Below are 23,164 nucleotides of genomic sequence, written 5' to 3' on the forward strand. Positions count from 1 at the left end.
TTTTTATGCGTGCGATATTGCCGATCAACCGGACAGGTATTGCAACTAACCTAGTTGATCGAGGCTTGGTAGCGGACAGAGAAATCGTTCAAGGCCTTCAAGGCGCGTTCGCAATCTTTTGTTTCGGCAAATTCAAAAGTGTCCACCCCAACGCGGTGCAAGTAAAACACTTGATCGCTGATGAAATTTCCGACGGCGCGGATTTCGCCCCGGTAGCCATCACGGCTTCTGAGTAGTTGCGCGGCAGAGAACAGGCGGCCGTCGGTGAAGGCCGGAAACTCCAGTTCGACCAGGCTGATATGGCTCCAATCTTCTTGCGTCAGATTGGCGGTTGAGTCAAGCGGCGCGATTCTGATGCCAACTTTTCCCGCATGGTTTTTAAGCGCGGCCTTTTCTTCGAGCCAGCGCTTGAGCGTAACGGTGATATTGCCTCCGGCGAGCGGCGCATCGTCGGCGACAAAGGTCCAGTTGTTTTCGGTTATCTGCTGGTCTTTAATGATTGGCATAGACTTTTTCTCTAAAAGGTTCGAGGCCGACGCGGTTTACGGTTTGTAAGAAAGGTTCGTCTTCCAGGCGTTGCTGCACATAGACTTCAAGAATCCGGGTGATGGAGTCGGTGATGTCTTCTTTGGATACGGCCGGGCCCAGGCGCTCGCCAATTGCCGCTTCGTTTTCCGATGAGCCGCCCAGCGTGATTTGATACCACTCTTCGCCTTTCTTATCGACGCCGAGGATGCCGATGTGGCCGACGCTTTGGTGGGCGCAGCCGTTCATGCAGCCGGACATGTTGATCTTGATGTCGCCCAGGTCGTGGATGTAGTCCATGTCGTCTAGCGCGGTGTTGATTTCTTTGGCGACACCGATCGAGCTTGCATTGGCCAGCGAGCAAAAATCCAGGCCAGGGCAGCAAATCATGTCTGTTACCGTGCCAATGTTGGGCGTGGCCAGTTTCAGCTCGTCCAGTTTTTGCCATAAGGCATAAAGATCGCCTTGTTTGACATCGGCCAGGACCAGGTTCTGCCTGTGGGTGCTGCGCGCTTCGCCGAAGCTGTATTGATCAGCCAGGTCAGCCAGATTATCCAGTTGATCGGCCGTAATGTCGCCCGGTGGTGAATCCGGTGCTTTCAAGGAAACGAAAATGGCTCGATAACCAGGCACTCTGTGGTCGGCACTGTTGTATTTGATCCATTTTGCAAAGGCCTCGTCGGCAGTCTGACGCTCGGCAAAGCTGGTGTCACCGGCCGCAGCGGTGTCGTAGGCGGGCGGCGTGAAGAAGGTTTTCATCGCTTCAATGCGTTCGTCGCTTAGCAGCATGTCGTCTCGAATGCGCAGCCATTCCTCTTCCACCAGAGCCGTGAATTTTTCCAGGCCGGTTTCCTTGACCAGGATTTTGATGCGCGCCTTGTATTTATTGTCGCGTCTGCCCAGTAAGTTGTAGACGCGCAGAATCGCTTCCAGATAAGACAGTAGATGTTTTTTCTCCAGGAATGGCTTGACGGTTTGGCCGATGATGGGTGTTCGGCCCAGGCCGCCGCCCGCCAGTACTCTAAAGCCGACTTCACCTTGTTCGTTGCGCACCAGATAAACGCCTATGTCATGAAGCTGCACGGCCGCGCGGTCCCGTGCCGAGCCGCTGACGGCAATCTTGAACTTGCGAGGCAGATAAGCGAACTCCGGGTGCAGGGTCGTCCATTGGCGGATGATTTCGCAATAAGGGCGAGGGTCTTCGATTTCATCGACGCAAACGCCGGCCAAATGATCCGAAGTCGTATTGCGCAAGCAGTTGCCGCTGGTTTGGATCGCATGCATTTGCACGGTTGCCAAATCGGCCAGAATATCGGGCACTCTTTCCAGTGCCGGCCAGTTGTATTGCACGTTTTGGCGGGTCGTGAAATGGCAATAACCTTTATCATAGTCACGAGCGACCTTGGCCAGCATCCTGAGTTGTTTGGATGACAGTAAGCCGTAGGGTACCGCGACCCTTAGCATGGGGGCATGGGTTTGAATGTAGAGGCCGTTCATCAGGCGTAGCGCTCTGAATTCATCAGGGCCGAGTTCGCCGTGCAGAAATCGCTCGGTTTGGCCGCGGAACTGGCTAACGCGCTCTTCGATAAGCGTTTGATCTTGCTCGTTATATTGATACATTTAGACGTGTTTTGTGCTTGACGGACGAATTTGATAAGGCCAGAAATAATATACTGGCAGGCTTTAAATGACAAAGATTATTGTATGGTGATAACATGGCGAACTGATTTTTTCACCATTAATTAATGACTAAAACTTTAGAGGTAGAGGGGGTTATCTTGTTGCGCTTACTGTTGATTTTGGCCGGCTTGCTGTTTTTGCCGGAAATAGCCATGGCCGAAGAGTTTCATAATCTAGGGATGACTGGGACCGAACGGGGTATTTATACCGTACTGATCTTTTTGGTGGCCTATGGTTTCGTAATGACCGAGGAATTTACCCATTTGCGTAAATCCAAGCCGGTCATTTTTGCCGCTGCCGTTATCTGGGCGCATGTGGCCATCTTGGCTCAAGAAGCCGGTGTTCCCGGCGAGGAACTGCATAAAGCCTTCGAGCATGATTTGAAGGAATATGCCGAGTTGATGTTGTTCCTGCTCGTCGCGATGACTTACATCAATGCGATGGCCGAGCGTAACGTATTCGAAGCCTTGCGTTCCTGGATGATCAGGAAGCAGTTTGGCTATAAGCAGCTGTTCTGGATCACCGGTATCATTACCTTCTTCCTGTCTTCGGTTGCCGACAACCTGACTTCTGCGCTGTTGGTCGGCGCGGTCGTATTGGCTGTTGGTGCGGACAATGAAAAATTCGTTTCAATCGGTTTTGTCAATCTGGTGATCGCGGCGAATGCCGGTGGTGCGTTTTGTCCGTTCGGCGACATCACGACCTTGATGGTTTGGCAGGCTGGTTATGCGGAATTTTTTGATTTCTTCAAGTTGTTCATTCCGTCCGTGGTGAACTATGTGGTGCCCGCATTCTTCATGTGGCAGGCCGTTCCCGATGAGCAACCCAAAGCAACCAATGAAGCGGCTGTCGAGATGAAGCCGGGCGCGCTAGTGATATGCGGTTTGTTCGGCTTGACCATTGCCTCTGCTGTTAGTTTCAAGCAGTTTCTGCATTTGCCGCCGTTCATGGGCATGATGCTCGGTTTGTCGGTGTTGATGCTGTATGGCTATAGCTTGCATGTGCGTTACAGCGTGCAAGGCAGCGGTTTCGACATTTTTAACAAGGTCAAAGATGCCGAATGGGATACCTTGCTGTTTTTCTTTGGTGTCGTTTTTGCGGTAGGCGGTCTGGGCTATATTGGTTACCTGGAGTTGATGTCTCAAGGCATGTACGATGGCTTGGGTGCTACCACTGCCAATATCCTGGTAGGCTTGATCTCCGCGATTGTCGATAATATCCCTGTGATGTTTGCGGTGTTGAACATGGGTGTGGATATGGATCTGTACCAATGGTTGCTGGTGACCCTGACAGCGGGCGTGGGCGGTTCGATGTTATCAATCGGCTCCGCAGCCGGTGTGGCGCTGATGGGGCAGTCCAATCACAAATATACCTTCTTCAGCCACTTGAAATGGACACCTGTCATTGCGGCCGGTTACGTTGCAAGCATTTTTGTTCACTACCTGATCAACGGCTAAAACGCTTTAGGATTTCGTCAGAAATAACTTCCGCTTATGGTTCCCATGTTTCGCGTGGGAACCTGCTCAGGGACGCTCTAGTACCCCCGAACCGCAGAGCGGTTCAGTCTACATTCCCACGCGGAGCATGGGAGCGGTGAGCCCGGAATGCGGGGAATTGTTTTCAATCAAATCCTTAGTTGATCGAATCTTAAAATTGAGGAGAAGCGCTGGCAATGACTAGGCAAGGTTGGCGTCACGCTTTTTCCGTTTATACCCAGCCGGTCGTGCTGGGTATGATTTTTCTGGGCTTTTCAGCCGGCCTTCCTTTTATATTGGTTTCTTCAACCTTGTCCGCTTGGCTGGCGGATGAGAATGTGGATCTGTCCGTGATTGGCTATTTCAGTTTGGTGGGGGTTGCTTATTCCATCAAGTTTCTGTGGGCGCCGATTATCGATCGATTGCCCTTGCCCTTGTTGACCCGCTGCTTTGGCAAGCGGCGCGGCTGGATGTTGCTTTCCCAGGTCGGGATCGCGGCGGGGCTCTGGGGGATGAGTCAAGTCCCCGTTGTTACAGGATTGCAGCAAATAGCCTTATTGTCATTATGGGTGGCCTTTTGTTCTGCAACCCAGGATATCGTGATCGATGCGTATCGCATAGAAGTCGTAGCGGTGAAGTTTCAGGGCGCAATGGCTGCGATGTATGTGTTTGGTTACCGGTTGTCCTTGCTAGTGGCGGGGGCCGGAGTGTTTTATATTGCCGAATATGCAAGTTGGCAATTAGCCTATCAGGCCATGGCCGTGTCGATGCTGGTCGGCATCGTGTCTACGCTCTTGCTTGGGGAACCTGAGCATCGGTTGGATGAAGCGACGCAAGACATCGAAAAAAAATTGGAGCGATCATTCAAGGTCAAGGCGGGTGTTGTGTTGCCGGCGCGATTCTTGAAATGGTTTGTGGAGGCGGTAATCAGTCCTTTTGTCGAGTTTTTTCAGCGCAACGGCCGAAATGGTCTCGTGATTTTGGCCTTGATTGCGCTTTATAAAATGAGCGATATCGCCATGGGGGTCATGGCTAATCCTTTTTATTTGGAATTGGGGTTCAGCAAAAAAGAAATCGCCGATGTTACCAAGGTTTTCGGGTTTTTTATGACCATACTGGGCACTTCGCTGGGTGGGGTATTCGTCGTGCGCTTTGGTATTATGCGGCCATTATTGTTGGGCGCGATCATTGTGGCGCTGACTAATTTGTTGTTTGCGGTTTTGGCTGCGGTGGAGCCCAATCGATATTTGCTAGCGGGGGTAGTCAGTGCGGATAATCTGTGCGGCGGTATCGCTTCGGCGGTGTTTATTGCGTATTTATCCAGCTTGACCAATAGCGCCTATACCGCGACGCAATACGCCTTGTTCAGTTCGCTGATGACGCTGCCTGCTAAGCTGATTGGTGGCTTTTCCGGTCAAATCGTCTCTGGCTATGGCTATCAAGTGTTTTTTATATACGCGGCCGCGCTTGGTTTGCCGGCCATCATTCTAGCCATGGGAGTGATGAAAATTCAGGCTGGGAGTCGGAAAGTCAGAGCGGAACACAAAATCGCGGAGTAGCTGGAACAAAGTTTGTGCAGTTTTTAATTGCGGTTCAATTGTCGAAGTCGTATCATAAGCAGTTCTCTATTATTATGATGTGGCCCGAATGGGTATGTGAGCACTATGAAACCAGAAATTCATCCTGAATATAAACAGATTACTGTCACTTGTGGTTGCGGTAATGCCTTTGAAACCGGTTCGGTCTTGGCAAAAGACTTGCACATAGAGGTTTGCTCGTCTTGCCATCCTTTTTATACCGGTAAGCAACGTGTGGTCGACACCTCGGGACGCGTCGACAAATTCCGTAAAAAATTCGGCAAATAAATCATCCGGATGCGCCTTTCGTAGCCGCCGATTCAGAAGGCGGCTAATTGCGAGTGATCGCAATTTTCTCAAAACAACGTTTCTTGCAGCCATTCCTCGTCAAACTCAAATTCCGGTTCCTTGGGCGCGGAATAAGCAGTTGGTTGGGTTCCTTCGATGAAATATTCCCAAATGCCGCCACTGCTGTTTTGATTCAGTAGTAGACCGTCGCGTGGGTTGATGTAAGCTTGCACGATGCCTGCGGGGGGAGTCAACGCGGTTTCCGGCGTATTTTCCAATGCCGTTTTCATGAACTCTATCCACATCGGCAATGCGGCTTTACCGCCCGTTTCGCCTTTTCCGAGCGGGTGCAGGTTATCGAAGCCTATCCAAGCCGAAGCGACAATGTCTGCCGCAAAGCCGTTAAACCAGGCATCCCGTTGTTCGTTCGTGGTGCCCGTTTTTCCGGCCAGATCGTTGCGGCCCAGTTTTTGTTTGGCCAGGGTGGCGGTCCCGTTTTGCACGACATCGCGCAGCAGGCTGTTCATTAAAAAATGAGTTTGCTCGGAAATCACGCGCGGCGCGGTCTTGTTCACGGTCACCACGGTTTCTTGGCAGTCTCGACAGACAGCTTCGGCGGGCTTGGCTTGAAACACTTCATTGCCGGCATGATCCTCTATGCGCTCGATCAAGTAGGGTTTTATCAGAAAGCCGCCATTCGCAAAAACCGCATAGGCGGCAGCCATCCTGAGCGGTGGCGCGTAACCACTGCCCAATGCCAACGACAGTGTGGAGGGTAATTGTTCGCGGCTAAAGCCAAAACGCATGGCTGTTTCCAGCGCGTAAGGCATGCCGATGTCTTGCAATAAGCGAATCGAGACCAGATTGATCGATTGGCGCAACGCGACGCGGAGAGCGGTAGGGCCTAAATATTTGCGATTATAGTTTTCCGGGCGCCAATCGTTTTCCAGGGAGGGGTCTTGGATTACGATTGGTGCGTCATTGATGATGCTGGCAGGGGTGAAGCCTTTTTCCAGAGCGGCTGTGTAAATGAAGGGTTTGAATCCTGAGCCTGGCTGGCGCTTGGATTGCGTCGCCCGGTTATAGCCGCTGTGATAGAAGTCAAAACCGCCGGAAATTGCCAAAATGGCGCCTGTTTGAGCGTTAAGGGCGGCCAGGGCGCCTTCCGCGGCCGGGATTTGTGTCAAGGTCCAGGATTGATCGGCCAGTTGCCTGATCCAGACGATGTCGTTGGGCTGAATGAACGAAGCATTCGCGGCGCCGATGCGTATTTTGCTGAAGCCTGATTGTTTCCAGGGAACGTTTTGCCAGGAAATTGATACGCTAGAATCATCCGATAATGTAGCGCTTATCTGCGTGGCGGAGACAGCGCTGACGACAGCCTGGCGACAGTCGCCGATGGCTTTCAGTGTCGCCAATGATTGGCCGGTTTTGAATTTTTTATGCGGTAAGCCTCGATAACCATGGCGTTCGTCGTATTCATGCAAGGCGCTTTGCAGTGCATGATCGGCAGCAGCTTGAAGGCGACTGGGGACGGTGGTGTAGACGTTCAGTCCGAGGGTGTAGGCATCGTCGCCATATTTTTCCACCAGTTCCTGTCTTGCCATTTCGGCGATGAAGGGGGCGTTGAACTGGATGTTCGTCGGCTGAATGGCGGCATCGTCGGGGCTGTTGATGGCTTGATCGTATTCACTCGTGTTGATGTGGCCGAGCTCCAGCATGCGCCGCAGCACATAATTGCGGCGCTCCAAGGCTCTTTCCTTGTTTGCGATGGGGTTGTAGACGGAAGGTGCCTTGGGTAATCCGGCGATCATCGCCTGCTGGTACAGTTTGAGTTCGTTCAGGCTTTTGCCGTAATAAGTTTGAGCCGCGGCGGCCACGCCATAAGCTCGTTGCCCCATATAGATTTTGTTCAGGTAGAGTTCAAGGATTTGATCTTTGGAATAACGCTGTTCAATTTGTAGTGATAGTAAAATTTCCTTGAGTTTGCGTAGAAATGTCTTTTCCTTGCTCAATAAAAAATTACGCGCCACTTGCATCGTGATGGTGCTGCCGCCCTGGGTTTTTTTCCCCGTGGTCAAAAGCTGGTTGGCGGCACGCAGCAGGCCTTTGTAATCGACGCCCGGATGTGTGTAGAAACGGTCATCTTCGGCCGCTAGAAAAGCATTTATTTGTTGCCGAGGAACTTGGTCTATCGCGATGGGTATGCGCCGTTTTTCGCCAAATTGCCCAATCAGCAATTTGTCCTGGCTGTAAATCTTTAGCGGTGTTTGATATTGAACGTGTTCGAGCTGGCCAATGTCGGGCAGCTCCTTGCTCAGTTCGAGCAGGAAAAAATAACATGCTGCGGAAACGCTGAGCAAAAAGGTGAAAAAGATAAAGACAAGCCATTTAAATAGGCTTTTGAAAAAGCGTTTGGGCTTTGGCTCTTTCCTGATCGGCACGGACTGTTCAATATAGGGTTGTTGTGTATATCGCCAGCCAAAATACCTGCTTTTGATCACAGGAACAACTTAAAGTTTGGATTTAGCAAATGCTCAGGGTGTGAAAATTGCAAAACCTAACTATACTTCCCCCCTAGTTGGATTCTGCGGGCCAGGTTTGCAGCATTGCAGAGCCATTCACGTTTTTACGAGTCAAAATGGGTTTCATTCATGAGCTGGTTTAACAGGAATCAGTCTGCCTTGCTCGGTATCGATATCAGCACGGCAGCGGTCAAATTATTGGAGTTAAGCCGAACTGGCGCGCGCTACAAGGTAGAAAGCTATGCCGTCGCGCCGCTTCCGCAGGATGCGATCATCGATAAAAACATCACCAACGTAGAAGTCATAGGTAACGCCATCAAGGCTGCCGTAAAACAATCGGGGACACGCGCCAAGCGGGCTTGCGTGGCCGTGGCCGGGTCGTCGGTCATGACAAAAATCATTTCCATGCCTGCTACGTTGAGCGAGACGGACATGGAAGAACAGATCATGATCGAGGCCGATCAATATATTCCCTATTCTCTGGATGAAGTAAATCTCGACTTCGAGGTGCAAGGCGTTTCACGAAACAATCCGGAGATGTTGGACGTCTTGTTGGCCGCCTCGCGGCGAGAGAATATCGAGGATCGCGTGGCTGCATTGGCCTATGCGGGCTTGAAAACAGCCATCGTGGATGTCGAGGCCTTTGCCATGGAAAATGCCTTTACGCTGCTGATGGATCAATTGCCTGAAAAAATGGAAAACAAAACCGTCGCAATCGCCGATATTGGGGCCACGATGACGACGTTGAACATTTTGCACGACGGCAAAACCATCTATACCCGCGAGCAGGGTTTCGGCGGCAAACAGCTCACCGAAGAGATCCAGCGTCGTTACGGTCTTTCGTATGAAGAAGCCGGTTTGGCCAAAAAGCATGGCGGATTGCCGGACAACTATATTCCCGATGTCTTGGAACCGTTTAAAAAAGCGATGTTGCAACAAATCGCCCGATCCTTGCAGTTTTTTGTTTCCTCCAGCGCAAACCGGGGTGTGGATGCGTTGATTTTGGCCGGTGGCTGTTCCTCGATACCGGGGTTGGACAAGCTGGTCGAGCGTGATTTGGGTATTCCGTCTTATATTGCCAATCCTTTCATCAACATGGCGTTGTCGAGTCGAGTCAAGCCACAAAGTTTGAGTAACGATACGCCCGCGATGATGATCGCATGCGGCTTGGCATTAAGGAGTTTCGATTAATGGCTAGAATCAACTTGCTGCCGTGGCGCGAAGAACTGCGCAAGAAAAAACAACAGGACTTCGTCGCGGGCATTGGCGCCGGTATTTTGGCGACGATACTGATTCTTGCGCTGGTGTATTTGTATATCGAAGGCATGAAGGAGTATCAAACGCGCAGAAATCAGATGCTGAAAGACGAAATTGCCGTATTGGATAAGAAAATCGCGGAAATCAAGGAAATAGAAGAAAAGAAACAGCGATTGCTGACCAAGATCGATGTCATTCAAAAACTGCAGGAAAGTCGGCCGGAAATCGTGCATTTGTTTGACGAACTGGCCAAAGTGGCGCCGGAAGGTGTTTATTTGACAAAATTTACTCAAGTGGGAGCCTCGTTGACCATGGATGGCAAGTCTGAGTCAAATGCCAGGGTTTCCGCGTTGATGCGCGCGATAGACGGCTCGGAATGGCTCAATTCGCCGGTATTGACGGTCATCAAGGGCCAGGGTAAGAGCTCTGGGGAAATGAATGATTTTTCATTGACGGCCAAACAAGGGAAAAAAGTCAATCCAGATCAGGCGGGAGCTGGCAAATGAATCTATCGGAAATCAATTGGGACCTGAATGCCGCGGGTACCTGGCCGACGCCGATCAAGATAGCGGCGGGTGCCATTGTGTCGTTATTGGTCGTGATTGCGGACATATACTACGTAAGCAAGCCACAGTTGGATGAACTTGCCGCTTTAGAGCAGGAAGAAGTCACGCTGAAAACTGCTTTTGAAGCAAAACAAAAGAAAGCGGTCAATCTGCAAGATTATCGCGATCAATTGGCGCAGATCGAATCCTCGTTGGGCGAAATGCTAAAGCAAATGCCGACCAAAGCCGAAGTTGCCAATCTTTTGGTCGACATTTCTCAAACAGGCTTGGCCAGCGGTTTGGAATTTAAGTTATTCCAGCCAGGAGCGCCGGTGCCCAAGGAGTTTTATTCCGAGTTGCCGATCAACATTCAGGTAGTGGGTAAATACGAAGAGCTGGGATTGTTTGTCAGCGGCTTGGCCTCATTGCCCAGGATCGTCACTGTGCATGATGTCAATATTACGCCTATTGCCAAGGCCGAGAAAACCGGCGCCATGAATATGTCCGCCATCATCAAAACCTATAATGAGAGTGAGCAGGGCGGCGATAAGGATAAGGCTAAGAAAAGGGGGGGTAAATGATGTCGCGGCATTGCCTAAGGGTTTGGTCCTTGATGGCTGACACATTTTGCTCCATCACTCTCCGGGAGAGGCTTGGGGTGAAGGGGGTGATAAACAAGAAGGCTGGTTGTGGACAAATCCCAACTCTGTATATTGGACGCTCATTGGTCGTGGTTTTGATGTTCATGCTGCCGGGTATCACGGCGTGCAGCAGCGATGACGTCAGCGATTTGACTAAATATATTCAAGAAGTTAAAGCAAGGCCGAAGGGGGCCATCGAACCCCTGCCGGAGACCAAGATCGTTGAAAGCTTCATTTTCCAGCCTGAAGGATTGCGAGATCCTTTTCGGCCTACTGAAAAGAGTACGGAAGACGCGGGGCCCGATTTGGCGGGTGTCAGTGGCATTAAGCCAGATACCGAACGGAGGAAAGAGGAGTTGGAGGCTTATTCCCTGGATACTCTCAGAATGGTGGGAACTCTGAAGGATTTACAAGGATTATGGGGCCTGGTTAGAACCAAGGATGGCACCATACATAGCGTAAGGGTTGGAAATTATATGGGGCAGAATTACGGCAAGATCATCCGCATCCTTGAGGACAAGATAGAACTAATGGAAATCGTGCCAGACAAGCCAGGCACTTGGCGCGAACAACAAGCAACATTAGCATTGGTTGAGAAATAAAGGTTATAAAAATGACTACTAAGCAAAAGATTATGATGAGGAATATACAAGGCCGATTTGCTCACCGATGGCTATTCATGTTGCTGCTGGCTGTACAGGTTTTTTCTGTTTCGGCCGATGAGGCTACTATCAACAATCTTGAATTTTCGTCTTTGGCTGGAAACCAGCTGCAGATACGGTTGGATATGAGCGGTCCGGTTGCCGAACCGAAGGTGTTTCAGACCGACAATCCGGCTCGAATCGCGCTGGATTTCGATGGGGTGAAAAGCAATTTGGCCAAAAAAAGCTTCCCGATCAATCAAGGCGCGGCCAATACGGTTTATGTGGTCGAGGCCTCAGGGCGGACGCGGGTGGTTATCAATCTGATAGAGAAAGTCCCTTACGAAACCAAGATCGATGGCAATAAGTATTATGTCGTGCTGAAATCCGCAGGCGCCTTGGAGGCGGTCAACAAAATCGTGCAAACCAGTGCGACCAAAGAATCGGCGCTGAGTCGTTTTTTGCCAGAGCAGGGCATTAAAAGCATCGATTTTCGCCGTGGTCCCAATGGGGAGGGACGTTTGTTATTGGGTTTGTCTACGCCCAATACCGTGGTCGATGCCAAGCAAACCGCGGGCAAGGTCGTCTTGAACTTTTTGAATACCTCGGTACCGGAATCGTTGATCAAAAGTTTTGATGTGGCCGATTTCGCCACGCCCGTGCAAAAAATCGATGTGGTGCCCCGGGGCGAAAGCGCGACGATTACCATCACGCCAAACAATCCAAACTTTGAGTATTCGTCGTATCAAGCCGACAATGTACTGACTGTCGAATTTCGACCGTTGACGCCCGCCGAAAAAGAGGCGCAACTCAGAGAAAAACAACCTTATATCGGCAGCAAGTTATCGCTGAATTTTCAGGAAATCGATGTCAAATCGGTGCTGATGATTCTTGCCGATCACATTAAGACTCAAGAAGGCAAAGAGATCAATATTATTACCACCGATTCGGTAACGGGCTCGATCGCCTTGCACGTCAACGACGTGCCTTGGGATCAGGTGCTGGATGTGGTCATGAAGTTGCGGGGCCTGTCCAAACGTGAAAACGGCAACGTGATTCTGATTGGCCCCACGGAAGAAATCAAAGTTCTGGAGGAAAAGGAACTGGAGGCCAGAAAAATTTATGAGCAACTGGAGCCGTTGAAAACCGAAAATATTCAAATTAATTATGCCCGTGCCAGTGACATTTGTAATATCTTGATCGGTCGCGGCAACTTCAATCAGGGTGGAGGGCCGCTGGCGCAGGGATCATCGGGTGGCGGTATGGCTGGCGGTGGTGCAGGCATGTCCGGTGGCGGAGGCGGCATGGCCGGTGGTTGCGGCGGTGGTACCGGAACTGGCGGCATGGGTGCTGCGGGTCTGACTCAGCAGATCGGCGCGCTGGGTGCGTCGGGTACGGATATTGCCAATTTGCGGCTGATTTCGCCGCGTGGCGCGGTGATCGTCGATGCCAGGACCAATACCTTGATCGTCAAGGATACCGCCAAGCAATTGGAAGAAATTCATAAAATGATTGCCAAACTGGATATTCCTGTCCGGCAGGTGTTGATCGAATCTCGTATCGTGATTGCGACAACCGCTTTTGCGCAAGATATCGGTACCAAGTTCGGTGTGATCAAACGTGGAGATAACGTTTTGTTCCGGGGAAAAGGCCTGACCGATTCCCAGGATTCAACGTATGGCCAAGGTCTTGAGGATGGTCAAACGGAAGGCTCGCGAATTTTGAAAGATCTGGGTACCGCGTTGGCGACTTCTAGTGGTGGTTCGTTGGCATTGACCTTGGCGCGTGGCGCGGATTATTTGTTGAACCTGGAAATTACGGCTTTACAAGAGGATGGTAAAGGAGAGCTGGTCTCGAATCCGAGAGTGATGACTCAAGACAGGGTGCCCGCTACCATCAAGCAGGGTATCGAAATTCCTTACACCACGGTCAGCCAGAACGGTACGCAGACCGAGTTCAAGGAGGCCGTGTTGGAGTTGAATGTGATTCCGCAAATTACGCCGACAGGCAGCGTGATCATGTCGCTGAACATCAAGCGTGATTCACAAGGCCAAGCCGTAACGACGGGTGGTCAAAACACCACTGCCATCGATAAGCGCGAAGTCGAAACGATGGTGCAGGTCGAAGACGGAGAAACCGTGGTTCTTGGCGGGGTGTATGAGTCCGATAGTATTACTAATGTCGACACCGTCCCCTGGGTATCCGATTTGCCGTTGGTGGGCTGGCTGTTCAAAAAGACTGTTAAAGACGAAGCTAAGCGGGAATTGCTGATATTCATCACCCCAAAGGTGATCAAGGATAGTGCGGTCAGCAGCTGAGACTTTTCCGGCGGGCCAAGCTGCATCGGCTCGGCCCGGCTAGGTTTCGATGGGTTATCGGGTTCTATCGAGTTTCCGATAACCAATCGCTTCGCTTAAATGAACCATTTCAATCGCACGAGAGCCGGCCAAGTCTGCAATGGTGCGCGCCAGTTTCAAAATGCGATGATAGGCTCGATGCGACAGGCCGAATTTTTCCAGGGCCTGCTCCAGTAATTGATGTCCCGCCTCATTGAGTTCACAATACTGTTTGACTTCTTTCGCGCTTAATTGCGCATTGGTTTTGTCTTGGCGTTGCTGGGCAATTTCCCTGGCCGCGATTACCCGGCCGCGGATGCTTGCGCTGCTTTCCTCGCCCAGTATGGAGCCTTTGCGCAATACGTCTAGCGGCACGCGGGGCACATCCAAATGCATGTCTATCCGGTCCAGCAAAGGCCCCGAAACCCGGGCGCGATAACGCGCTACTTGTTCCGAAGAACAATGACAGCGGCCGGACGCGTCACCCAAATAACCGCAGGGACAAGGATTCATCGCGGCAATCAATTGAAAGCGCGCGGGGAAATCGGCTTGCCGGTTGGCCCTGGAAATCGTGATGTGCCCGGTCTCCAGCGGCTCCCTCAGAACCTCGAGGACTTTCCTGTCGAATTCCGGCAACTCGTCCAAAAACAACGCGCCGTTGTGCGATAGCGAGATCTCGCCAGGCTTGGGATTGCTGCCGCCCCCGACCAATGCGGCCGCCGAGGCCGTGTGATGGGGGGCGCGAAACGGTGGTTGCCGCCATCTGCGTACGTCGAGTCCATGATCACTGATCGACGCAATCGCCGCGGTTTCCAGCGCTTGCGACTCGTTCAGTTGCGGCAGGATGGTGGGCAAGCGTGCCGCCAACATCGATTTGCCTGTGCCTGGCGGGCCGAGCATCAGCAGGTTGTGCGCGCCGGCCGCGGCGATCTCCATCGCCCTTTTGACATGAAACTGGCCGTGTACATCGGCAAAGTCGATGTCGAATTCAGTCTGTTCTATGTGCCGCGTGGGTGGCGGTGATTGGATCGGAGTTTGGCCGGTCAAATGCGCGCAGACTTCCAGCAAATTTCTAGCAGGTAGCAAGCTGGCGTCGCTGATCAAAGAGGCTTCCTGTGTGCAGTTAGCTGGCAGGATCAGTTGCCTGTGCGCGTCTCGACAATGGATGGCGACGGGGAGTGCGCCGGAAATCGGCCGCAGTTGACCGCCCAGGGATAATTCGCCTATACACTCATATTGATCGAGTTGCCCTTTGGGGATTTGACCGGATGCGGCGAGGATACCCAGGGCAATGGCGAGATCGAAGCGGCCCCCTTCCTTAGGCAGGTCGGCGGGCGCCAGGTTGATCGTGATGCGTTGGAAGGGGAATTCAAAGTGCGAGTTGATTATGGCGCCGCGCACTCGGTCTTTACTTTCCTTGACCGCCGTCTCGGGCAGGCCGACGATGTTCAACGCGGGCAGACCGTTGCTGACATGCACTTCGACCGTCACCAGCGGGGCGGTGATGCCGGCGCGCCCGCGGCTATAAACGACAGCCAGGGACATGGCGATTTAGTCTTGCAAAATGCGTTTTTCCAAATCAGCGACGCGTTTTTCCAGTTCTTCCAGGCGGGAGCGGGTTTTGGCCAAAACGGCTTTTTGCACTTCAAACTCTTCCCGGCTGACCAGGTCCAGTTTGGATAATGCGCTCTGCAGCAAGGCGTGAACGTTTTTGTCCATATCGTCCTTAAAGTTGCTCAGGCCTGGTGGAATGGCATTGGCGATGCGATCGGCGATATGGTCTATGGATTTCGGATCGAACATGATGTTTACTCTTGGTTGGTAAAATAATCGACAGGCATGTGGTCGCGGCATATTTTATCAGTATCCTCGCGATCCAATGCTTCATCTGTTAACTGGCATTGGTAATGATGCGCTTCGACGCCAAAATACAGGCAGGAGCGGCACGGACCAAAACTTTTGCTTTGATTGGCTTTTTGCAACATGCCTAGCGTGGTTCTCAAGGCATGGTCGATATTGCCGAATTCTTGGTCGCTGATCTCGGCTTCGGCTTGCCTGAATATCTCCAGGGGTTTTAGCTCGTTGATCAAGGCGAGGCCTGCTTCGGTCAAGCTTAGGTGAATGACGCGGGCATCGTGTTGATCGGTGGTCTTTGCCAGCAAGCGCTTTTTCTCAAGTACCTGAATGGATTGCGATACCGTGCCTTTGGTCAGGCCAAGGTATTCCGCCACGGATGCGTGGGTATTGCTGTATTTGTTGCATTTTGCGAGGTATTCCAATACCTGTCCATGGACCGGCTGTAAGCCTATGGCTGCATATTTTTTGCGCTCCTCCGAGCGCAATAAGGAACTGATGCGTTCGATCAGTTTAAAAATTTCCAAGTCGTGCATTGTCGGTATTTTATCATATGCCCAGCGCTTGCCGCGTATGGCCCATTTGCACTTTATCATCGACCCGGGCCACAATGAATAATAATCCGATGCGATGGGCTTATTTTTGATGAATACCGCGCTTAATGAGTTGTTAGCCGCTGCCGACGGCGTGATACTGGGCAAGCAGACGCAAATTCGCCTGGCGGTTTGCTGTTTGTTGGCCAAAGGGCACTTGTTGATCGAGGATATTCCCGGTGTGGGTAAAACCACGCTGGCGCATACTTTGGCGCATTTATTCGGTCTGGCCTATCAACGCATCCAGTTTACCAGTGATATTTTGCCGGCCGATATCATAGGCTCTTCGGTGTTTGATGCCGGCCAAAACACTTTCACCTTTCGGCCGGGACCTTTGTTCAAGCAAATGATTCTGGCCGATGAAATCAATCGGGCAACGCCAAAAGCGCAGAGTGCGTTGTTGGAAGCCATGGAAGAAGGGCAGGTGACGGTCGAAGGTGAAACCCATCGCCTGCCGCAACCGTTTTTCGTCATCGCCACCCAAAATCCTTCCTATCAGATAGGCACTTTTCCGTTACCCGAGTCGCAATTGGATCGGTTCTTGATGCGGATTGAACTGGGGTATCCATCACGCCAAGCCGAGCGTGAATTGTTGATGGGGCAGCCGCGGCATGTTTTGATCAAAACGTTGTCCGTGAAATTGCCGCCGCAACAATTGATGCAATTACAGCAAGCGGTGACTCAGGTGCATGCCGCGCCCGCTTTACTGGATTATTTGCAAGGCATGCTCGATTTTACCCGTCAGTCCGGGCATTACCCGTGCGGCCTATCGCCTCGGGCTGGTTTGTCCTTGTTGGCCGCGGCCAAGGCCTGGGCCTTTATGGACCGGCGGCAAGCGGTTTTACCGGAGGATCTGCAAGCCGTCTTGCCAGCCGTGGCGGGACATAGGTTACGCGCTAGCAGCAATGATTCCGTGGCGATCGTCGAGCCTATCCTGAAGCAAGTACCTGTCCATTGAACGAAACTTCATTACCACTCAAGCAGCGCTTCAAGCTGAGCCGTTTTTTCCAGGGTGAGGAACCCGTCGCCGAGCCGGTCATACTCAATCAGCGCCGGATTTTTATCTTACCGACCAGACAAGGGCTATTGTTTGCGGCATTGATCGTGTTGCTACTGCTGATCGCGTTCGTCTATAACAACAATTTGGCCTATATGCTGGGTTTTCTGCTGGCCAGCGCTTTTTTTGTCGGCATTTTGCACAGTTTCAAAGCGCTAGCCGGCTTGGTGGTATGGGCGGGCAACAATCCAGCCGCGTTCGCAGGCACCGGGGCCGGGTTCAATTTTTATGTACAAAATCCTGCCAATCAAGCTCGAATGGCGGTGGATATTCGGTTGCAGCAACGCAAAACCATTGATTTCGAGCCTGGACAAACCCGCATGATAACCCTGTATGTCACGGCGGAACGGCGTGGCTGGTTGGCATGCCCAACCCTCACGGTATCCAGTCGCTATCCTTTGGGCTGGTTTCGGGCCTGGTCTCCCTTGCGATTCGCCAGTAACGTATTGATTTACCCGAGACCGGCACGGGAGCTCCTGCCGTTTCCGGAAACCGATGCAGGGCCGGGGGAACAAGGGCAAAGCCGGCGCGATGGCGACGAATTCCATGGGCTCAAAACCTATCGGACGGGAGATCCCGTGCGGCAAATTCATTGGAAAAGTTTTGCGAAAGGGCGTGGCTTGCATAGCAAGGAATACGCCGGCACTACCAGCGTCGAATTGTGGCTGGATTACGCCATGGCGCCGGGAACGGGTGTCGAGGAGCGTTTGAGTCATTTGTGCCGATGGGTAATTGAAGCCGAGCAGGCGGGTATGCGCTATGGTTTGATTTTGCCAGGACTCAGCGTTCAGCTCGATACGGGGGCCGCGCATTATCATCGCTGCCTGCAAAGTTTGGCGCTGTTCCAGGCGTGACGCAACGGGATGACAAGGCAGTCAGTTTTTACGTTAAGCTTCTTTGCTTTTTTGTGAGCCGAAAATCCTTTTTTATTAATGTGTTATGGGTTATCAATAGTTTTGTTTGGCAGGAAGTCCAACTGATTCGATCGGTATTATTTTACTAATTTAATTATGGGATATGGCTCAAAGTGAGCCATATCCCGTATTTTTGTGTTTCCCCCCTTTCATTCATCCCATGTCTTTGGCCGACTTTGTTCCATGGTTGCCAAGGCTTGCGGCGATTTGGCCCGGCTATTGCTTTTGCTGTTGCGCGGGGCAGAACAGCACTCTTCCGTTTGCACGGGTGGCCCAGGTACGCCGAGACCGTTACGGTGGCAGGAATGAACTCCATCATATGATTAGAACTTTGAACATTAGCTGGTTGTTTGTTCCGTAACCCAGCAATTGATCCAGGAGCACTGAATGAAAAAAAACTTCGGCGTTGCGAGTAAAAAGATTTTTAAACTGACTGCGACTTTTGCAGCGGTTTCCGCTTTGGCGCTCGCGCTTAATGCGCAATATGAACAGTTGATGGTTGGTTCGGGTGAGACAATCAACAGCGTGGGGCATGGTGATGTCGACACGCTGAAAGCGGCGCTGGATGTTTGGCGTGAAAATTATGAAGCCAAAGGTGGAAGTCCCGAGGTGTTGAAAATTTCCCTGGGCTACTCCAAGGTGTTGTCGCAAAGCTTCACTAAAGCCAGGGGACAATTGAAGTTCAATTTAAAAAACGGTGCGTTGGCTTTTCATGTCAGCGACCTGAATGATGGACAGTATGCGCTTTGGCTGGTGGACAACCGGAACGGTTCCGTGATGCCGGATGCCGAAGACAACATGGTCAAGATAGCCGATTTTGCCGTCGCCGATGGCAAGGGGCTAATAGAGTCTCAACTCGAGCGTGGTAAATTGTTGGACGTTACGATGGATGCGGTCGTCGTCACGGAATCGGGAAAAACCCCACTCGATGGTGTCGCGATAGCTGGTGCGCCTGACTTGATGCATAAACTTTATTATGCCGACAAGCCTTGGCTGACCACGGGCATGGGCGATTTCAATCGGCTTGCTTCGGAACTTGCGGCTCCTTTCGAATTCTTGCTGCCCAAAGCCGCGCAAGCCGATACCGTCTCGGACTTGACGCCCGTGCTGGGCGCCTTGGTGGCAAAGGGGCGGCAAATATTCCATAACGAAACCTTCGGCGGTAATGGTCGTACCTGTGGCACTTGTCACCGGGCCGATAACAACTTTACGTTGGACCCCAATTACATCATGACTCTGCCGCAATCCGACCCGTTATTCGTGGCGGAAAACAACCCCGAACTGGCCGAGCTGGAAAATCCTGTCTTGATGCGTAAACATGGCTTGATTTTGACCAATATCGATGGCCCGGATGTCGATATATTCCGCAGCGTGCCTCACACGCTATCGATGGCAACCACGATCAAAAGCGAAACTTTGGCAGGTGGTGGAGAATTTGAAGCCGATGAAGCCTTTGCGAATGCAACGGGTTGGAGTGGCGACGGCGCGCCGGGTTCCGGCTCGTTGCGCGAGTTCACGTTGGGTGCCGTGGCGCAGCATATGCCGAAAAGGATGAGCCGGATGGCCGGCGTGGATTTCCGCTTGCCTACCGAGGACGAGTTGGATGCGGTCGAAGCGTATACCTTGTCTTTGGGACGGAGTAAAGATTATCCGGTCTATCAGCTCAGTTTCAACGACCCTCTGATCGAGGCCGGCAAGGACTTGTTCGATACCAAGGTCAGTGTCTGTGCCGACGGTTCGGCGCAGAAAAAAAACGCGCCCTACTGTCCGGACGGCGCGCCAGTGGTGCAAGGAACCACGGCCAACTGCAACGGCTGTCATCAAAACGCCGGCGGTCGCAGTTCTTCCACGAATGCCAACCCCACGCGTAATACCGGCATAGAGCAAATGAAAATCCATCCTGCGCGCTTGTTAAAACCGGACATGGCTTATGACGGCGGCTTCGGCACCGAGCCCGCTGTTTGCGGACCGGATGGCGAGGTTTGTTATGGCGACGGCCGTTTCAATACGCCGCCTTTGATCGAGGCGGCCGATACCGCGCCGTTTTTCCACAACAATGCGGTCAGTACCCTGGAAGAAGCCATTGCAGCCTATAACAGCGACGCGTTTAATACGTCGCCAGGCTCTTTGTCCAAGGGGCTGGATCGTAAGGTGAAGCTGGATTCCACGCAAGTGGTGGCGGTCGCTTCCTTCCTGCGTGCGATCAATGCCTTGGAAAACATTCGTCTCTCCGATCAATTGGACAAGCAAGCGCAGCGGGTAGGCAACAATGCAACGGCGCGCGAATTGGCCAGACTCGCCGGGGAGGAAAGCAAGGATGCCATTCAGGTCCTGAAGGAAGGTGTGTTGGGTAACAACTGGAAAGCGGTGCAAAAACTGGAAAAAGCCGCGAATTATCAGCAATTGGCTCAATTGGCTCCAGCCAAAGTATTGCGCAACAGCTTGATAAATCGCGCTTTGGCCGAGAAGCAGGAAGCCCGTGCCTTGATCGCGAGCTGTGATCCGAATGCGCCGGTGCCTTCCACGGTGGTGGTGCCGCCCGCCGAGAACCTTTATACCTGCGCGGAAATCGGTTTGTAAACGAATCGCGTAGCGGATCGCGAAGGCTTCATATAGGTGCCTGAATGCCCGCTGACCACATGGTCAGCGGGCTTTTTTTTGCCTGGCAGCCGCATACGTTGGCGTTGTCAGTCAAGACAAAAGCCGGTAGTCTTGGATGCCAAGAAATTTTTATCAGGTTGAATCAGGAGATTGCAGATTAATGCATGACAGTACGCTTAATCAACGCAGTCTGTTTTTTCTGCTGAGTTCGATTGGCTTGATCACCTTGCCGCATGCGTGGCATCTTCCACCGCTTCTCTTTGGTTTTTTTGCCGCAGTACTGGTTTGGCGCGTCATTGGTATTTGGCGTAGTCGTTGGTTGCCCAATCGTTTGTTGCTGTTTTTGCTGACGTTGACCGGCTTGATGCTGATGCTGAGTCAGTACCGGAGTTTTTTGGGGCGCGACGCCGGTACCGCGTTGTTCGTTACGGCCCTGGGTTTGAAGTTGCTGGAAATTCACGGCAGGCGCGACGTGTATTTGGTGGTCTATCTGGCTTTTATCGTGGCCGCGACCCAGTTTTTATATGAACAAAGCATCTTGATGGCGGTTTATATTCTGCTGGTCTGCATGGTGTTGTTGGCAACCTTGATGACCCAGACCGCGCGGCAAGTACAAACCTGGGCGGCGCTTAAAACCGCGGCCACCGTGATTCTGCAAGCCTTGCCGATTGCGGTGGTGATTTTCGTGTTATTTCCGCGTGTGGAAGCACCGCGCTGGATGTGGCTGAAAGACGATACCAAGGCCTTGTCGGGCTTGACCGATACCCTGGAGCCTGGCTCCATCAGCGATTTGAGCTTATCGGACGAGTTGGTGTTCAGGGTGCGTTTCGACGGCGATGTGCCGCCGCCAAAATTACGTTACTGGCGGGGGCCCGTTTATTCGAGAACCGATGGCGTGCGCTGGTCCATCGCCGGCAAAGCCTCGCAAGCGGCTAAACCACCCGGTTTTTCCGGCGAGACGTATCGATACACATTGCTGATGGAGCCGCAAAAGGAAAATTGGGTGTTTGCGCTGGAGATGGCGGAAAGCTTTGATCCCAGTTTGCGCCGCAACGGTTTATATCAATTGTTGACCAATAAAAGGCCGGGCGAGCGGGCCGAATACAAAATCACTTCCCGCCCCATTTACGACACCGGCGAACTCAGTCCCGACGAATATCGGGAAAACCTGCAATTGCCAGCGGAAGCTTCAACCAGGCAGCTGGAATTGGTCGGAACGCTACGAGGCAGGGGGGGCGATCCAGAGCAATTCATTCAAAACTTGCTGAATCATTTTCGCCGGGAAAAATTTTATTACACGCTGACGCCGCCGCTGATGCCGGAAAACCCTATCGATACGTTTTTGTTCGAGACTCGTAGCGGATTTTGTAGTCATTACGCCACCGCCTTTGTCTATCTGCTGCGGATAGCCGGAATTCCTGCGCGGGTTGTGGGCGGGTATCAGGGCGGTGAAATCAATAAAGTCGGTGGTTTTCTGGAAGTCAGGCAAGCCGACGCCCATGCTTGGGCCGAAGTATGGCTTAGGAACCAGGGCTGGGTTCGCTTCGACCCTACGGCTGTCATCGCGCCAGAGCGGATCGAGCATGGCGTCAATGTGGACGTGCAGATCGCCAGCGGTGCCGTCAGTTTTAGCCCTGTGCTGCTGGATTCGGCGGCGATCAGTTGGTTGAAGCGTGGCCGGCAGTTTTGGCAGAGTATCGATTACAACTGGCAGCGCTGGGTGATCAATTACCATGGCGCCAGCCAAAATCAATTCCTCCAACGGCTCGGCATAGACAGTGTTGCCAGGTTGGCGCAATGGCTGGTCGGCAGCTTGTTAATGATCACGCTGCCGTTGTCTTGGTGGCTGTTAAGGCAAAAGAAGGGACGTAAAGCGCCGGCCGTTGCGTATTACGACAAGTTTTGCGCCAAGCTGGCCAAGGCCGGGGTGCAAATTCGCTTGGGCGAAGGTGCGCGCGATTTCGCCGAGCGGGCCAAACAGCGGTTCCCGCATCTGGCGATCCAAATCGAACAAATCACTGCTGTTTTCATTCGTTTACGCTACCAAGACGATGCCCAGGCCGACGATCTACAAACGCTCAAAAAACTGATCGCCGGCCTGCATGTTTAATAGAATCGCTTGAAATGCGTTTGCAAGCGACTTTTGGCATTCGAGGCTGTCGCAAAGCCCCTCTCCTGTGAGAGGATGGGGGTGAGGGGGGTGGGTGATGATAATGTAAACAACTGATTTATATGTCCTCATCCTAACCTTCTCCAGGCGGGAGAAGGAACAATTTTGACTTTTTAGCACCCCTCCATTCAATGGCTGGGGCAATCTTAATCGCCCTGAGCTCATCAATTCGACTTTGCCAGATATTTGGGAATTGGGTTTTGCTGAAATCGTTAATGCAGATCGGGAACTTCCTCGGTTTTTTGCTGGCTGGATTGCTGTTTGCTGAGTTGGGCTTTTTCTTGTTGCAGTTGTTTGTTGCCCTCGCCGAACATCACGGCGGCTATCATGAGCAAAATAGCGACGATAAACGCGATAGGCATGCGGCCGGGTTTTTCCATCCATAGCAAGATCCATTTGGGTTTGTACATGCCGACGCCCAACACGATCAACGCAAGAATGAAGATGTTGAAAGAATAATAGATCAAGGTATTCATGAATCCGGT

Annotated in this window: 19 protein-coding genes; 12 read left to right on the top strand and 7 right to left on the bottom strand. The window is 52.1% G+C overall.

Going from position 1 to position 23,164, the window contains the following annotated elements; translation table 11 throughout:
* Positions 1–50: 50 nt before the first annotated feature.
* Positions 51–506, bottom strand: a complete 456-nt coding sequence (locus tag NM686_RS01610; protein WP_255190203.1) for a DUF934 domain-containing protein — start codon at positions 504–506, stop codon at positions 51–53.
* A complete protein-coding gene (locus NM686_RS01615) occupies positions 493–2,145 on the bottom strand; it encodes a nitrite/sulfite reductase (protein WP_255190204.1) in 1,653 nt (550 codons plus the stop codon). Before NM686_RS01615 ends, NM686_RS01610 begins: the two co-directional genes overlap by 14 nt.
* Positions 2,146–2,357: 212 nt before the next feature.
* Here NM686_RS01615 and nhaD point away from each other — a divergent pair, with 212 nt between their 5' ends.
* The 3 genes from nhaD (at position 2,358) to rpmE (ending at position 5,545) form a co-directional block, all read left to right on the top strand.
* Positions 2,358–3,662 (top strand): sodium:proton antiporter NhaD, encoded by a 1,305-nt coding sequence (gene nhaD / locus NM686_RS01620; RefSeq protein WP_407942379.1) that lies wholly within the window; start codon positions 2,358–2,360, stop codon positions 3,660–3,662.
* 215 nt (positions 3,663–3,877) lie between these two features.
* Positions 3,878–5,239 carry an AmpG family muropeptide MFS transporter gene (locus NM686_RS01625; protein WP_255190206.1) on the top strand — a complete coding sequence of 454 codons (1,362 nt, stop codon included), beginning with the start codon at positions 3,878–3,880 and terminating at the stop codon, positions 5,237–5,239.
* Between the two features lie 105 nt (positions 5,240–5,344).
* Positions 5,345–5,545 carry a 50S ribosomal protein L31 gene (gene rpmE / locus NM686_RS01630; protein ID WP_255190207.1) on the top strand — a complete coding sequence of 67 codons (201 nt, stop codon included), beginning with the start codon at positions 5,345–5,347 and terminating at the stop codon, positions 5,543–5,545.
* A gap of 68 nt (positions 5,546–5,613) precedes the next feature.
* Here rpmE and NM686_RS01635 read toward each other — a convergent pair whose 3' ends face one another.
* Positions 5,614–7,989, bottom strand: coding sequence for a penicillin-binding protein 1A (locus NM686_RS01635; protein WP_269022232.1), 2,376 nt, complete (start codon positions 7,987–7,989; stop codon positions 5,614–5,616).
* 210 nt (positions 7,990–8,199) lie between these two features.
* Between NM686_RS01635 and NM686_RS01640 the strand changes: the two genes are divergently transcribed.
* The 5 genes from NM686_RS01640 to pilQ all read left to right on the top strand — a co-directional run bounded on the left by NM686_RS01640 (position 8,200) and on the right by pilQ (position 13,472).
* Positions 8,200–9,261 carry a pilus assembly protein PilM gene (locus tag NM686_RS01640; protein ID WP_255190209.1) on the top strand — a complete coding sequence of 354 codons (1,062 nt, stop codon included), beginning with the start codon at positions 8,200–8,202 and terminating at the stop codon, positions 9,259–9,261.
* Entirely contained in the window at positions 9,261–9,833 is a 573-nt protein-coding gene (locus NM686_RS01645; protein ID WP_255190210.1) for a PilN domain-containing protein, read from the top strand. The genes NM686_RS01640 and NM686_RS01645 overlap by 1 nt, the downstream gene beginning before the upstream one ends.
* Positions 9,830–10,453 carry a type IV pilus inner membrane component PilO gene (locus NM686_RS01650; RefSeq protein ID WP_255190211.1) on the top strand — a complete coding sequence of 208 codons (624 nt, stop codon included), beginning with the start codon at positions 9,830–9,832 and terminating at the stop codon, positions 10,451–10,453. The genes NM686_RS01645 and NM686_RS01650 overlap by 4 nt, the downstream gene beginning before the upstream one ends.
* A 158-nt stretch (positions 10,454–10,611) precedes the next feature.
* Complete coding sequence (locus tag NM686_RS01655) at positions 10,612–11,115, top strand: pilus assembly protein PilP (RefSeq protein WP_269022895.1); 504 nt, start codon at positions 10,612–10,614, stop codon at positions 11,113–11,115.
* Positions 11,116–11,192: 77 nt separating this feature from the next.
* Complete coding sequence (gene pilQ / locus NM686_RS01660) at positions 11,193–13,472, top strand: type IV pilus secretin PilQ (RefSeq protein ID WP_255190213.1); 2,280 nt, start codon at positions 11,193–11,195, stop codon at positions 13,470–13,472.
* Between the two features lie 54 nt (positions 13,473–13,526).
* Here pilQ and NM686_RS01665 read toward each other — a convergent pair whose 3' ends face one another.
* The 3 genes from NM686_RS01665 to NM686_RS01675 are packed head-to-tail and all read right to left on the bottom strand — an operon-like array spanning position 13,527 to position 15,880.
* Positions 13,527–15,035 carry a YifB family Mg chelatase-like AAA ATPase gene (locus NM686_RS01665; protein WP_255190214.1) on the bottom strand — a complete coding sequence of 503 codons (1,509 nt, stop codon included), beginning with the start codon at positions 15,033–15,035 and terminating at the stop codon, positions 13,527–13,529.
* A 6-nt stretch (positions 15,036–15,041) separates the two neighbouring features.
* Positions 15,042–15,293 carry a ubiquinone biosynthesis accessory factor UbiK gene (gene ubiK, locus NM686_RS01670; RefSeq protein WP_255190215.1) on the bottom strand — a complete coding sequence of 84 codons (252 nt, stop codon included), beginning with the start codon at positions 15,291–15,293 and terminating at the stop codon, positions 15,042–15,044.
* Between the two features lie 5 nt (positions 15,294–15,298).
* The gene (locus NM686_RS01675) at positions 15,299–15,880 is read right to left on the bottom strand and encodes a MarR family winged helix-turn-helix transcriptional regulator (RefSeq protein ID WP_269022235.1); all 582 of its coding nucleotides are present in this window, start codon (positions 15,878–15,880) and stop codon (positions 15,299–15,301) included.
* A 109-nt stretch (positions 15,881–15,989) separates the two neighbouring features.
* Between NM686_RS01675 and NM686_RS01680 the strand changes: the two genes are divergently transcribed.
* The 4 genes from NM686_RS01680 to NM686_RS01695 all read left to right on the top strand — a co-directional run bounded on the left by NM686_RS01680 (position 15,990) and on the right by NM686_RS01695 (position 22,619).
* Positions 15,990–16,895, top strand: a complete 906-nt coding sequence (locus NM686_RS01680) for an AAA family ATPase (RefSeq protein WP_255190217.1) — start codon at positions 15,990–15,992, stop codon at positions 16,893–16,895.
* Complete coding sequence (locus tag NM686_RS01685) at positions 16,892–17,848, top strand: DUF58 domain-containing protein (RefSeq protein ID WP_255190218.1); 957 nt, start codon at positions 16,892–16,894, stop codon at positions 17,846–17,848. The genes NM686_RS01680 and NM686_RS01685 overlap by 4 nt, the downstream gene beginning before the upstream one ends.
* A 447-nt stretch (positions 17,849–18,295) precedes the next feature.
* Positions 18,296–20,488, top strand: coding sequence for a hypothetical protein (locus tag NM686_RS01690; protein ID WP_255190219.1), 2,193 nt, complete (start codon positions 18,296–18,298; stop codon positions 20,486–20,488).
* Positions 20,489–20,669: 181 nt separating this feature from the next.
* The gene (locus NM686_RS01695) at positions 20,670–22,619 is read left to right on the top strand and encodes a transglutaminase TgpA family protein (RefSeq protein ID WP_255190220.1); all 1,950 of its coding nucleotides are present in this window, start codon (positions 20,670–20,672) and stop codon (positions 22,617–22,619) included.
* Between the two features lie 272 nt (positions 22,620–22,891).
* On the opposite strand, the gene NM686_RS01700 is transcribed toward NM686_RS01695, so the two are convergent.
* Complete coding sequence (locus NM686_RS01700) at positions 22,892–23,155, bottom strand: hypothetical protein (RefSeq protein WP_255190221.1); 264 nt, start codon at positions 23,153–23,155, stop codon at positions 22,892–22,894.
* Between the last annotated feature and the right edge of the window lie 9 nt (positions 23,156–23,164).

Source organism: Methylomonas rapida, assembly GCF_024360925.2.
Classification (GTDB): Bacteria; Pseudomonadota; Gammaproteobacteria; order Methylococcales; family Methylomonadaceae; genus Methylomonas; species Methylomonas rapida.